This is a genomic window from Bradyrhizobium sp. (genome assembly GCF_049581145.1).
In the GTDB taxonomy this organism is placed as follows: Bacteria; Pseudomonadota; Alphaproteobacteria; order Rhizobiales; family Xanthobacteraceae; genus Bradyrhizobium.
Genome location: NZ_JBAURI010000014.1, coordinates 1 through 12,361 on the forward strand (window position 1 = coordinate 1; position 12,361 = coordinate 12,361).

The 12,361-nt window shown below is 64.9% G+C and carries 12 protein-coding genes and 1 pseudogene; 3 read left to right on the top strand and 10 right to left on the bottom strand.

Translation table 11 applies throughout. The annotated features are described in order from the left end of the window. The 10 genes and pseudogenes from WCB02_RS00435 to WCB02_RS00480 form a co-directional block, all read right to left on the bottom strand. A partial coding sequence (locus WCB02_RS00435) for a Bug family tripartite tricarboxylate transporter substrate binding protein (protein ID WP_423955126.1) occupies positions 1–744 on the bottom strand: 744 nt, incomplete at its 3' end. A gap of 251 nt (positions 745–995) precedes the next feature. Next, positions 996–1,751 (bottom strand): ABC transporter ATP-binding protein, encoded by a 756-nt coding sequence (locus WCB02_RS00440; RefSeq protein ID WP_423955127.1) that lies wholly within the window; start codon positions 1,749–1,751, stop codon positions 996–998. After that, positions 1,748–2,557 carry an ABC transporter permease gene (locus WCB02_RS00445; RefSeq protein WP_423955128.1) on the bottom strand — a complete coding sequence of 270 codons (810 nt, stop codon included), beginning with the start codon at positions 2,555–2,557 and terminating at the stop codon, positions 1,748–1,750. The genes WCB02_RS00440 and WCB02_RS00445 overlap by 4 nt, the downstream gene beginning before the upstream one ends. Further along, positions 2,554–3,537: an ABC transporter substrate-binding protein gene (locus WCB02_RS00450; protein WP_423955129.1), complete on the bottom strand. Its 984-nt coding sequence runs from the start codon at positions 3,535–3,537 to the stop codon at positions 2,554–2,556. The genes WCB02_RS00445 and WCB02_RS00450 overlap by 4 nt, the downstream gene beginning before the upstream one ends. 22 nt (positions 3,538–3,559) lie before the next feature. Beyond that, positions 3,560–4,027, bottom strand: coding sequence for an SRPBCC family protein (locus WCB02_RS00455; protein WP_423955130.1), 468 nt, complete (start codon positions 4,025–4,027; stop codon positions 3,560–3,562). 10 nt (positions 4,028–4,037) lie between these two features. Then, the gene (locus tag WCB02_RS00460) at positions 4,038–5,015 is read right to left on the bottom strand and encodes an amidohydrolase family protein (RefSeq protein WP_423955131.1); all 978 of its coding nucleotides are present in this window, start codon (positions 5,013–5,015) and stop codon (positions 4,038–4,040) included. Beyond that, entirely contained in the window at positions 5,012–7,420 is a 2,409-nt protein-coding gene (locus WCB02_RS00465) for a xanthine dehydrogenase family protein molybdopterin-binding subunit (RefSeq protein WP_423955132.1), read from the bottom strand. The genes WCB02_RS00460 and WCB02_RS00465 overlap by 4 nt, the downstream gene beginning before the upstream one ends. A gap of 137 nt (positions 7,421–7,557) precedes the next feature. Beyond that, positions 7,558–8,016, bottom strand: a pseudogene (locus WCB02_RS00470) ((2Fe-2S)-binding protein); the annotation flags it as partial. Then, the gene (locus WCB02_RS00475; protein ID WP_423955133.1) at positions 8,013–8,906 is read right to left on the bottom strand and encodes an FAD binding domain-containing protein; all 894 of its coding nucleotides are present in this window, start codon (positions 8,904–8,906) and stop codon (positions 8,013–8,015) included. The gene WCB02_RS00475 and the pseudogene WCB02_RS00470, both read right to left, overlap by 4 nt. A gap of 15 nt (positions 8,907–8,921) precedes the next feature. After that, positions 8,922–9,248, bottom strand: a complete 327-nt coding sequence (locus WCB02_RS00480; protein ID WP_423955134.1) for an NIPSNAP family protein — start codon at positions 9,246–9,248, stop codon at positions 8,922–8,924. Positions 9,249–9,494: 246 nt separating this feature from the next. On the opposite strand from WCB02_RS00480, the gene WCB02_RS00485 reads away from it, so the two are divergent. The 3 genes from WCB02_RS00485 to WCB02_RS00495 all read left to right on the top strand — a co-directional run. Then, positions 9,495–10,883 (top strand): PLP-dependent aminotransferase family protein, encoded by a 1,389-nt coding sequence (locus WCB02_RS00485; RefSeq protein ID WP_423955135.1) that lies wholly within the window; start codon positions 9,495–9,497, stop codon positions 10,881–10,883. A 450-nt stretch (positions 10,884–11,333) separates the two neighbouring features. Then, entirely contained in the window at positions 11,334–12,134 is an 801-nt protein-coding gene (locus WCB02_RS00490; RefSeq protein WP_423955136.1) for a CbbQ/NirQ/NorQ/GpvN family protein, read from the top strand. Beyond that, positions 12,131–12,361 (top strand): hypothetical protein (locus tag WCB02_RS00495; protein ID WP_423955137.1); only part of this gene is annotated, 231 nt, incomplete at its 3' end. The genes WCB02_RS00490 and WCB02_RS00495, both read left to right, overlap by 4 nt.

The window sequence follows — 12,361 nt, forward strand, 5'->3', positions numbered from 1 at the left end:
GGTATAGGCCTTGACGTCAAACCCCTGCTGCTGCGCCGTCGGGACGTCCGGCAACGCGGACGACCGGGTCTCGTTGAGAACCGCGATCGCCTTCACCGTGCCGCCGTCGATCTGCGGCTTGGCTGACGTCACGATGTCGCAGAGATAATCGACCCGTCCGCTGACGAGATCCTGCATCGCGGGATTGGAGCCCTTGTAGGGAACATGCACGATGTCCAAACCGGCCACCGAGTTCATCAGCGCGCAGCCGAGATGGATGGCCGAACCGGTGCCGGCGGACGCAAACTGCATCTTGTCTGCGTTCGCCTTGGCGTAAGCGACGAATTCCTGCATCGAGCGGACCGGCAGATCCTTGCGCACCACCAGCACCAGTGGTGCCTCCAGGAACAAGCCGACGCTGACGAAATCCCTGGTCGAATCGTAGGCCGGCTTCTTGAACAGCGTCTGGTTCTGCGCCTGTGTGCCGACCGTGCCGAGCAAAAACGTGTAGCCGTCCGGCGCGGCCTTCGCGACCCGGTCCGCTCCGTTCATGCCGCCGGCGCCGCCGACATTCTCGACAATGATGGATTGACCGAGGATTTCTCCCATCCGCTGCGCGAACAGCCGCGCCGGGACGTCGTTCGGGCCGCCCGGCGCGAACGGATTGATCATGGTCAGCGTGTGGGCCGGCCATTCGTCGGCGGATGCCGGGCCGGCTACGGACAGGATGAGGGCCGCAAGGCCGAGCAAGACCGATTTGCGCATGGCGTCTCCCCTTGTTCTGCGATTTTGGAGTTGGAATCCCATCAGGCGCCGCGATGATTTTTCTCCTCCCCGGCGCGCGCCGTGTGGTGGGTAGCGGGCGGGGCCCCTCGCCATGCCATCACCGTCATGGCCGGGCTTGTCCCGGCCATCCACGTCTTTCTGGCAGCACCGCAAGGTCGTGGATGCCCGGGTCAAGCCCGGGCATGACGACGGAGCGTGCGGAAACACGGTTCATTCATGTTGGCAGCCTCTCAAGCCGCCAGCACGCCGTGGATGCGGCCACGGACGGTTTCCTTTTCCGCATCGCTCATGCCGGCCGTGAGCGGCAGGTCGACCGCGATGGTGGCCGGACGTGTCAGCACGACGATGCGGTCGCCGATCTCGAGCGCCTCGTTGATCGAATGCGTGATGAACACCGCGGTCTTGCCGCTGTCCTTGACCAGCTTGACGAACTCGGCGCGAAGCCTGCGGCCGGTCATCTCGTCGAGCGCCGAGAACGGCTCGTCGCACAGCAGGATATTGGCATCGGTGGCAAAGGCGCGCGCAATCGAGACGCGCTGCCGCATGCCGCCGGACAAGGCGTGCGGGTAATCATGCTCGTGACCGCGCAGGCCGAGCGTGGTCAGCCAGCGCTGCGCCCTCGCCTGGCGCTCGTGCGACGGCACGTTCAGCATCTCGAGCCCAAGCTCGACGTTCTCTATCGCGGTCCGCCATGGCAGCAGCCGATCGTTCTGGAACACGATCGCGATCTTGCCGCGCAGCGAATCGAACTCGCGAAACGGGTTGCGCCCGTCGACGGTGACGGCGCCGGAGGTCGGCTCGGTGAGGCCCGCGATCATGTTGAAGATGGTCGATTTGCCGCAGCCGGTCTTGCCGAGCAGCGCCAGCATCTGCCCCTTGCCGACCTGCAGATCGAGGCGATCGACCGCGACGAACGCGGACGCGCCGCGCTTGCCGAACGATTTCGAGACCTCCTTCAGACAGATCATCGGTTCGGGATCGGTCACAGCGCGCGCTCCGAAACCGCGCGGTAGCGGAACGCGGTGGTCTCGATCAACGTCAGCACGGCCTGGGCGATCAGCACGAAGAACACCAGCTGCAGCGTCCAGGCCAGCGCGCCGGCCATGTCGAACACCTGCTGTTGCTGCAGCAATTCGTAGCCGACGCCGCCGGTGGCACCGACCAGCTCGGCGACCACCACCACGCGCGAGGCGTTGCCGAGATTGACCTTCCAGGCGGTCAGGATGTCCGGCAGGATCGCGGGAATGATCATGGTGCGGAACAGCTTGATCCGGGTCGGACGAAAGCTCATCACCATCTCCACCAGGTCGCGCGACATGCCCTGCAACGCGCTCAGCACCTGGAAGGTGAAGGCCGGCAGCGTCGTCATCAGCATGATGAAGAAGATCCTGGGCTCGATGCCGTGGAACCAGATGATCGCAAACACCACCCAGGACAGCGCCGGAATGCCCTGAAACAGCGTCAGGATCGGCGAGATGAATTCGTTCGCCGCGCGCGAACGCGCCATCATCACCGCCAGCGTCGCGCCAATGATGAAGGCGCCGGCCAGCCCGGCCAGAATGCGCAGCACGGTTGCGAGCACGTCGGAAAACTGGCTCCAGTCGGTGAAGATGCCGATGCAGCGCTTGAACACCTCGACCAGGGAAGGAAACAGGAAGGGCGGGAAAAACTGCGCCGCAACCTGCCAAAGCGCGGCCAGCACCGCAAACGGCAGCACGTAGAAAAACACGCGCCGGCCGACGACAAAACTCCAGCCCGGTCCGTCCGGCAGACGATCCAGGGGCATCGTCATTGCATCGGGCCTGCATAGATCGTGGCTGCGGAGGGACCGCCGGGCAGAAACCCGATGGATCGTCCGGCCTCATAGACCGACCTGATCTCCTTGCCCACCTCGGCTGCGGCGCGGATGTTCATGCCGAGCCGGTCGTTGGCGCGGATCAGGTCGGCGATCGCCTTGCGATCCCCGTCATTGCCCTTCGGCGAGATCAGCTTCGCGGCATCGTCGGGATGGGCGGCGGTCCACTCCCCCGCTTGCCTGTAGGCGGCGTAGAGTTTCGGGATCAGGGTCTTGTTCTTCTCGGCCCAGTCGGCGTGCGCGGCGACGCCGAGATAGGGGATGTTGCGGCTGCCGGTCTCCCTGTTCCAGCTTTCCGCGATCTTCAGATCGAGCGTCTTGATATCAGGCTTCTTGGCGCGCAGCGCCGCATAGGCCGGCTCCCAGAGCTGAACGGCGGTCGCGCGGTCGGCGAGCGCGTAACCGACCAGCCCGGGCGTCGCGGTATTGATGACCGATAATTTGCTGGTGTCGACGCCCAGTTGGCGCGCGAACCAGTCGAACATCACGTAATTGGTGGTGCCCTTCGCCGCGGCCAGGTCCTTGCCTTCGAGATCCTTGATCGAGTTGATCTCGGGACGCGAGGTGACGACGGTGCCCCAATAATCGAACAGGTTGAACAGATAGGTGACCTTGACGCCGCGGAGATCGGCGAGGCCGACGGTCAGGAGCGCCGCGCTGCCGCCAACCTGGAATTCTCCAGAATTGAACTCCGCCGTATAAGCGTCCGGGGTCCGCTCCTCGAAGGTGATCGACAGGCCGTTCTTCTCATCGAGCTTTTGCGCCTTGATCACCGGCGGCAGGAAAGCGCCAAGCGACGGCGCCCCGAACACAACGATCGACAACTTCTGCAAATCTTGCGCCGACGCCGGCGACGTCGCCAGCAGGGCGATGGCGCCGAGACCGGATAGAAAGCGACCGCTCAGAGATCGTTGCATCGGATCATACTCCCGCCACGCCTCATCCCGCCGCGCCGCTGATCGGCGCCTCGAATTCCTTGCGAAGGGCCACAAAGAAACGCCCGATCAGATGCTTGGAAACGCTGGCCAGGATGCGCTGGCCGACGCCGGCGACGAGGCCGCCGATCTCGCCGCTCCCCTTGTAGATCAGGCGCGAACCGGTCTCGCCGTCGGGCTCGATCTCGAACCGCGCCGTGCCGTTGCCATGGCCGAGCGTCCCCGCGCCGGACACCTTGATGCTGCAGGATTTCGGCTCCTGCTTGTCGGCAAGCGAGATCTCGCCTTCGAACGATCCACCGACAGCCGCGACCCGAAGCTGCATCTCCACCTTGTAGGCGTCGGGACCGATCTCGACCATGCTCTTGCAGCCGGGAACGCAACGGGTCAGCACCTTGGGGTCGTTGAGCGCGACCCACAGCGCGTCGACCGACGCCGGGATGACTTCATTTCCGCCGATTTCGAGCTTCACGACACCGGCCTCACAATCCGAACAGCTTCTGCACCAGGCCGCCATTGATGCTGGCGCGCTCGGCGTCGGTGAACGAGGTTTCCTGCACGATCCTGAGCGGGGCGAGGTCGCCGATCGGGAACGGCATGTCCGAGCCCATCATGATGCGACCGGCGCCGACGACATCAGCGAGATAGCGCAGCGCGCGGGGGTCCTGGACGATGGTGTCGTAATACATCGCCGCCAGCGCCGCATCGGGATCGCCGAGCTTGTCCTTGTCCAGCGCATAATTCCGCCGCAGCCGGCCGATCACGTAAGGCAGCGCGGCGCCGCCGATGCCGGCGATGATCTTGACGTTGGCGTAGAGCGCGACATGGCCGGCATAGATCAACCGCGACATCGCGATCAGGGTGTCGGTGATGCGCCCGACCGCGTTCGCCATGCCGTAGTCATGGACGCGATCGTCGCCGCTTTCGAACACCGGATGGATGAAGATGATCGATCCCAGGCTGTTGGCGGTTTGCCAGAACGGCAGCAGCGACGGATCGTCCAGCACGCCGCCTTTGCCCTTCGGCTGGGTCCCGATCATCGCGCCCTTGAAGCCTTGCGCGTGCGCCTCCTTCAGCACTTCGGCGGCGCGGGCGCCGTCCTGCAGCGGAACCGTGGCGAGCGGGATGAAGCGCGGCTGCTCGCCGGCTATTTTCGCGAGATGCGCGTTGATCAGGCGCGACCAGCGCACCCCCTCGTCCGGGGGGATCTCGTAGCCGAACATATCGAGCCAGCCACCGACCACCTGGCGCTCGATCGCGTTGCTATCGAGCCATTGCAGCCGCGCCGCGATGTCGGTCAGCGGCTTCGATACCGGGCGCGTCGGCTTGTTGCCGGCGAACGAGAAGCCGAGACTCCCGCCCTCCTCGATCAATCTGATCGAGGGGAAGCTCGCCTGCTCGGCGCGGATCGCATCGAGAAGCGACGGAGGAACGAGATGCGCGTGACAGTCGATGATCATGTCTTGACCCTTGTTTTGGATTCTCGCGCGGCCGCGATGGCATCGCTGATCGCCGCGATCCGGATCGGCAGTTTGGCGAACGAAATGCCGTAGGACGCCACCGCGTCGTTGATGGCGCCGGAGATCGCCGCGGGCGAGCCGAGATAGCCGCTCTCGCCCGATCCCTTCTGGCCGAACACGGTGAACGGCGACGGCGTGCAGTGATGCACGATCTCGACTTTCGGCACCTCGTGGGACGACGGCAGCAGATAGTCCATGAAACTCTGCGTCAGCATCTGGCCTTCGCTGTCATAGACGAACTCTTCCAACAACGCCGCGCCGATGCCGTGCGCGATGCCGCCGAGCGTCATGCCCTTGACGATATGGGGATTGATCACGGTGCCGCAGTCGTGACCGATCACGTAACGGCTGATCTCGGGCTTGCCGATCACCGGATCGAAGGCGAGCAGCACCAGATGAAACTCGAAGGAATGGCACGGATACATCTGCACCCGGCCGTTTTCCGGCAGTTTGGTGCCGGTCGGCACCTGCATCACATGGGTGACCTCGAGGCCGGGCTCCATGCCGTCGGGCAACAGATGAATATAGCGATGGGAGTTGTTGACATGCTCGGCCCATTCCAGCCGCCGCTTCGAGGCCGCATGAGAGATCGCGCCGCCGTCATAGAGCACGTCCTGTTCGGCGCAGCCGAACTGGTGGGCCGCAACGCGCACCATCTTGGCCTTGAGTTTCTGCGCGGCATGAAACGCCGCGCCGCCCAGCATGATCGCCATCCGGCTGCCCACCGGCGAGTTCGACGGCAGGCAGCTCAGCGAATCCGGGCGCACGATCCGGATCCGATCGGGATCGATCTGGAGCACCTCGCCGATCACGGTGGCGGCAAGCGTCTCGTGTCCCTGGCCGGACGAGGTGGTGTGGATCGTCGCCGTGATGAAGCCGAGGCCATCGACATTGATGCGGCACGAATCCATCCAGGTCGACGTCGTGTTCTTTTCGTTGAGCAGCGGCTCGAACGACGAGTTGCCGCCGCTCGGCTCGAGGCAGGCGGCAATGCCGATGCCCGCGCACTGTCCGGCCGCGCGCAGGCGATCGCGCTCGCGCTTCAGTCCCTCGTAATCGGCATGCGCCAGCACCTTGGCGACCACGGTGTGATAGTCGCCGCTGTCATAATGCGTGCCGCTCGGAATGAGGTAGGGAAACTCGTCGCTGCGAATGAAGTTGCGCCGCCTGACCTCGATGCGGTCGAGCCCCAGGCTTGCGGCGACCTTGTCGATCGCGGTTTCGATCGCGTAGTTGGTCGGCGCCTGCCCGAAACCACGTACCGCTTCCTGCGCCGCCTTGTTCGAGGTCACCGCGATCGCACGGTACTGCACGCTCGCAATCTTGTAGGGACCGACGATCGCGCCGATCGGCTTGCCCAACTGGAACGGCGAGCGTCCGGCATAGGCGCCGACATTGTCGAGCGCCCGCATCTTCATCGACCTGACGATCCCGTCATCGTTGAAGGCGACCTCGACATCGAAGGTCCGGTCCGGACCATGGGCGTCGCCGGCCCGCATATTGTCGAGCCGGTCCTCGAGCAGGCGCACCGGCCGGCCGAGGATGCGCGCCAGATGCGACACGATCACGGTCTGCTTGATGCCGCGCTTCACGCCATAGCTGCCGCCGACATCGATATCCTGATGCACCCTGACGTTATTGAGGGGAATGCGCAGCGCACGCGCGATCTGGTCGGGATATTTCGGCATCTGGATCGAGGCCCAGACGTCGAGCATCTCGCGCCACGGATCCCATTTCGCCGCGACGCCAAAGGTTTCGATCGGCACCGTCGAGCTGCGGCCCCAGACCACGCGGAACGCGAGATGGCGGGGACTTTCCTCGAAATGCTTCTCGACCTCGCCCCAGACGAACGTCTTGTCGAGCAGGACATTGCTGCCGTGCGCGGCGTGCACCGGCGGACTGGTTGGATCGAGCGCCTGTTCGGCATCGATGACATAGGCGAGCGGCTCGTACACGATCCGCACCTTTTCGGCGGCGTCCTCGGCCTGGGCGCGGGTTTCCGCAACCACCGCGACCACCCATTCGCCGGCATAGCGCACCTGGCCGACCGCGAGCGGATAACGCCGCACATGCGGGGTCTCCAGCCCGTTCATCAGGGGATCGACGGCCTTGGCGAGTTCCTCGCCGGTCAGCGCATAATGCACGCCCGGCATTGTCATGACCTCGATCAGATCGATCGAAACGATCCGCGCGGCAGGATGCGGCGACGGCACCACCGCGACATGCAGCAACCCTTCGAGCGCGACATCGGCGACATAGCAGCCCTGGCCCGCGACAAAACGGCGATCCTCGCGCACACGGCGGTTGGACGAGACGAATTTGAGAGGGGAAGCGTGATCGGTCACGGGCGGCCTCCGTGCGGGGTCTCGCTCTCGGCCGCCTCCAGGATGCCCTGCTCCGGCGCATCGGTTTTCGCCGCGGGATCAGAGATCGGCTGGTTTGCCTTGGCGCCCTTCGCGTTGCGGGGCACGTTGGCCTTTTGCAGCCGCTCGGCGGCGAATTGGACGGCTTCGACGATCTGGCCATAGCCGGTGCAGCGGCAGATATTGCCGGAGATCGCCTCGACGATCTCTGCGCGCGACGGCGCGTCGTTGCCCTCGAGCAGCGCATGCGCAGCCAGGATCATGCCGGGCGTGCAATACCCGCACTGCAGGCCGTGGGTCTCGCAGAACGCATCCTGCACCACGCTCAACTCGCCCGGCGCCGGCGAAAGTCCCTCGATGGTCGTGATCTCGTAGCCGTCGGCCTGCACTGCGAACATCAGGCAGGCCCGCGACGGCTCGCCGTCGATCAGCACCGTGCAGGCGCCGCAAACGCCGTGCTCGCAACCGGTGTGGCTGCCGGTCAGAAGAAAATCCTCGCGCAGCGTGTCAAGCAGGGTCTTGCGCGGCTCGACATCGGCGACGCGCACCCGTCCGTTGACCCTGAGGCTGACCTTCATTGCAGCGCTCCAGGATTCGCGCTCGCTGCGGCGCGGGCTTCGGCGATCGCGTCTTCCAGCGCTCGCGTTGCGAAGGTCGCGGCGATGCGCCGGCGGTAGGCTGCGCTGACCGTCAGATCGGAATTGGCTTCGAGATGCTCGATGGCCGGCCGAACCAGATCGGCGATCTTCACCCGCGAAACGTCCTCGCCGATCAGGCCGGAGACGTCGATCCGTTCGGCGCGGTCGCCGACGCCGCCGAGCCCAAGGGCTGCGTCAAGACAGCGGCCGTCCTGGTCCAGCGCGATCTGCGCCGCGGCGGCGACGAAGGCGAAATCCGACTGGCGGGCGCTGACTTCGTGAAAGCCAGTGCCGATGTGCGGCTGCGACCAGACCGGAAACCGCACGGCGCGCACGCAGTCGCCCGGCATCACCGACGTCACCATCGCGCCGATGAAGAATTCATCCGCAGGCACCGACATCGGCCCACCGGCATTCTCGATCAGGATGTCGGCGCCGAGCGTCACCGCGATCAGCGGAATCTCGGCGGACGGATCGGCATTGGCGATCGAGCCGCCGACCGTACCGCGATTGCGGGTCGGCGGGTGACCGACAAAGGGCAGCGCCTTCACCAGCAGCGGCAATTTGCGACGCGCGGTTTCGCTGCGCTCGACTTCGACCTGGCGGGTGACCGCACCGATCACCACGGCATCATCTTCGCACGTGATGCCTTTCAATTCGCCGAGGCGTGCGATGTCGACGAGTCGGGTCGGCCGGGACAGCCGCATCGCCAGCATCGGGATCAGGGTCTGGCCGCCGGCGATGATGCGCGCGTCTTCGTCGGCGCCCAGAATCTCGCAGGCTTCCGCCAGCGAGATGGGCCTGACATAGTCGAAGGGCGCCGGTTTCATGCTCGCCCGCTCCGCTTATGCAAGCAGCAGACCGGCAAGCGCCGGCGACAACACGGAGACGGTCTGGGTCTTCAGCAGCGGACCGTTGGTCTCGGTCGCAGCCTTGACCGCGCGCCATGCCGGATCGGCGCCGAACGCGGCCCACGCCCTGGCGCGGTCGTCCTCGGATTTGAACCGGGTCAGATAGGTCAGCCGCGACGCATCGTCCGGCGTCTCGAACACGCCCAGCAATTCGATGCCATGGCTTGGAAAAAATCGCTTGGCGACTTCGTTCCTGAACCTGGCTTTCATAGCCTCCGCATTGCCGTCGGAGGCTTCATACACACGGATTTCGTAGATCACTGTTTCACTCCCTGCCGGGAAATAAAAGCCAAGGCCTTGGCAATGTCAAACTTTCAATAGTTCAATTGTCCATTTTTGTCGGGATGAACCAAGCCAAATGCGGAAATCGGCTTGGAAGCGCGAATTTTTGCAAAATCAACAGACGTTATCCTGGCGTCGGTCTATTCTTCCCTGGCCTTTCGGAACAAATATTGTATCAATATTTGAATTGTACTATTCGACCAATAGGCAAGGAGAACGACGACTGTGTCTGAGGCGAGCGCTTCCGGCGATTGGCTGCCGGCCCTGTCCCACGTCGACGGTCCGCGCTATCTCGCGTTCGTCCAGGCGCTGGAACAGGACATCCAGAGCGGCGCGCTGAAACCGGGCACGCGGCTGTTGCCTCAGCGCGACATGGCGAACCTGTTGGGGCTGAGCGTCGGCACGGTGTCGCGCGCCTATTCGGAAGCCGAGGCGCGCGGCCTGATCTCGGGCGAGGTCGGCCGCGGTACGTTCGTGCAGCGCCGGCGTCCGCCCGCTCACATGAAAGGTGCGGCGCAACCGACGATCAACCTGGCGCTCAATGTTCCGCCATCGACCGGCGAAGACGAATTGATCCAATCCGTGCTCGCGGAAATCCTGGCCGATGGCGCGCTTTCCCCCCTGCTCGGTTATCTCCCGCATCAGGGCCTGCCGTCCCATCGCGAGATCATGGCCGGATGGCTGTCGATGTTCGGCATGACCGCGGACGCAGCAAACCTGTTCGTGACGCATGGCGGCCAGCACGCACTCTCGATCGCGCTGAACATGGTGGCCGCACCGAACGATCCCGTGCTCACCGAACGCTTCACCTATTCCGGCATGATCGCGCTGTCGGCGCAGAACGGATATCGCCTGCACGGCGTTGCCGGCGATGGCCGGGGTTTGCTGCCGGATGCGCTCGAGCAGGCCTTTGTCGAGACCGGCGCACGCGTGCTGTTTGCCAGCCCGAGCCTGCAGACCCCGACCGGCACCGTGATGACGCACGAGCGGCGGCAACAAGTCGCCGATATCGTGCGCAAGCACAACGCCTATCTGCTCGAAGACGACGTCTACGCCTTCCTGTTCGCGTCGCCGCCTGCGCCGATCGCGACCCTGATCCCGGAGCGCAGCTTCTATGTCACGAGCTTTGCCAAGTGTCTGGCGCCGGGCCTGCGCATCGGCGCCATGATCGCGCCCGAGCAGTTTCGCGATCGCGCGATCAATGCGGTGCGCGCGACCGGGTGGATGGCTTCGCCGATCATGGCTGAGGTCGTGGCACGGCTGATCCATAGCGGCGATTTGTTGCGGCAGGCACTTGCCAAGCGTGCCGCGGCCACGCGCCGCAACGCGATCGCCGACCGCGTTCTCGGCGCCTGGCTGGCGCCGATGTCGGATGCTGCCGGCTTTCATCGCTGGTTGCCGATCCCGGCCGGCCGAACGCTGATCGCGCTGATCACCCAGGCCGCGCAGGCCGGCATCACCGTCGCGCCGCCGGGCGCGCTGCAGCAGGTCGATCGCGGCACCCTGGGCATCCGCCTGTGCCTCGGCCATCCGGCGACCGACGACATCCTCGAACGCGCGCTGTCGGAGCTCAGGCAGATTCTGGAGAGCGCGGAAGCGATTTCGTTCGTGTAGCTCGCGTGAGGCGGGCAAAGCGCCCGCCATGCCTGCGAACGCGCAAGACGGTAGGCACGGCGCAAGCGCGCCTTTGGCCACCCTTGACGTGCCGTCATTGCGAGGAGCGCAGCGACGAAGCAATCCATTCTTTTTCGCAGCAAGGTGGATCGCTTCGCTCGCAATGACGCCTCAATGGTTGCTCCTCGTTCTTCGAAGTTACGCAGCCTGGAGGTCAAGTAGCCCGGTTTCCGGACGCGCAAACGCCTTGTCGGTGAGCGCGCTGCGCCGCCTTGTTGAGCTTGTATTGCCTTGACTTTCGGGCTCTAATCGCTGTCGAGGCGCCTTTGGCCCTGTTCGCACGCTTCGATGCCGCAGCGTGTTCCCGGCAACGACTGCCAACCCCATTCGCGAAGGGACAATGGCGCTCGGCCTCGAGAACGTTGATCCCTCGGCCTTGCGGAGGATCAAGTGAACCTCGACTCATACCGGATCGCCTCGGAACCGTATTACGAGCCGCTCGGCGAGGAGATCGCGACGTTTGCCGCGGCCTACAGCGAGCGGCTGCCCGTGATGCTGAAGGGGCCGACCGGCTGCGGCAAGACCCGTTTCGTCGAACACATGGCCTGGCGGCTCGGCAAACCGCTGATCACGGTCGCTGCGCACGAAGACATGACCGCGGCCGATCTAGCCGGGCGCTATCTGCTCGAGCCCTCAGGCACAGTCTGGCACGACGGGCCACTGACGCTCGCGGTGCGCCACGGCGCCATCTGCTATCTCGACGAGATCGTCGAAGCGCGTCAGGACACCACCGTCGTCATTCACCCCTTGACCGACGCGCGCCGCATTCTGCCGCTCGAGAAGCACAACGAGATCGTGCCGGCGCATCCCGACTTCCAGCTCACGATTTCCTACAATCCCGGCTACCAGAGCGCGGTGAAGGATCTGAAGGAATCCACCAAGCAGCGCTTTGTCGCGATCGATTTCAACTATCCGCCGCCGCCGATGGAGGCCGCCATCATCGTGCGCGAGAGCGGCACCGACCAGACGCTGGCCGGCATCCTGGTGGCCATCGCGCAGCGCTCGCGCAACCTGCAGGGCCACGGCCTGGACGAAGGCGCCTCGACCCGCATGCTGATCCACGCCGGCCGCATGGTGCGCGCCGGCCTGCCGCTCGAGGCTGCGGTGCGATCCAGCATCGTGCTGCCGATCACCGACAATCCCGACATCCGGGCCGCGCTGAGCGAGGCCATTGCGGCCTGCCTGCCGTGAACCCGGCGCGACAACCCACGCTGCATGTGGTCGCCGAGCAAGCGGATACCGCAACGCGCCGGCTGCACCTTCTGATGCGCCAGCGCGAGACGCTGCGGCCACTGTTTCGCACCACCTGGGATGATCTTTCGCATCATTTCGATCCGACCGAGCTCGAAGGGTGGGCCGCCGCGGTTCTTGGCCTCGCCAATGTCAACGCCGGTCCGGCCTGTCTCATCGCCTATTGG

Coding starts and splice junctions, on each gene's coding strand:
- WCB02_RS00445 (WP_423955128.1), bottom strand. CDS start 2,557: ATGACGATGCCCCTGGATCGTCTGCCGGACGGACCGGGCTGGAGTTTT.
- WCB02_RS00475 (WP_423955133.1), bottom strand. CDS start 8,906: ATGAAACCGGCGCCCTTCGACTATGTCAGGCCCATCTCGCTGGCGGAA.
- WCB02_RS00450 (WP_423955129.1), bottom strand. CDS start 3,537: ATGCAACGATCTCTGAGCGGTCGCTTTCTATCCGGTCTCGGCGCCATC.
- WCB02_RS00460 (WP_423955131.1), bottom strand. CDS start 5,015: ATGATCATCGACTGTCACGCGCATCTCGTTCCTCCGTCGCTTCTCGAT.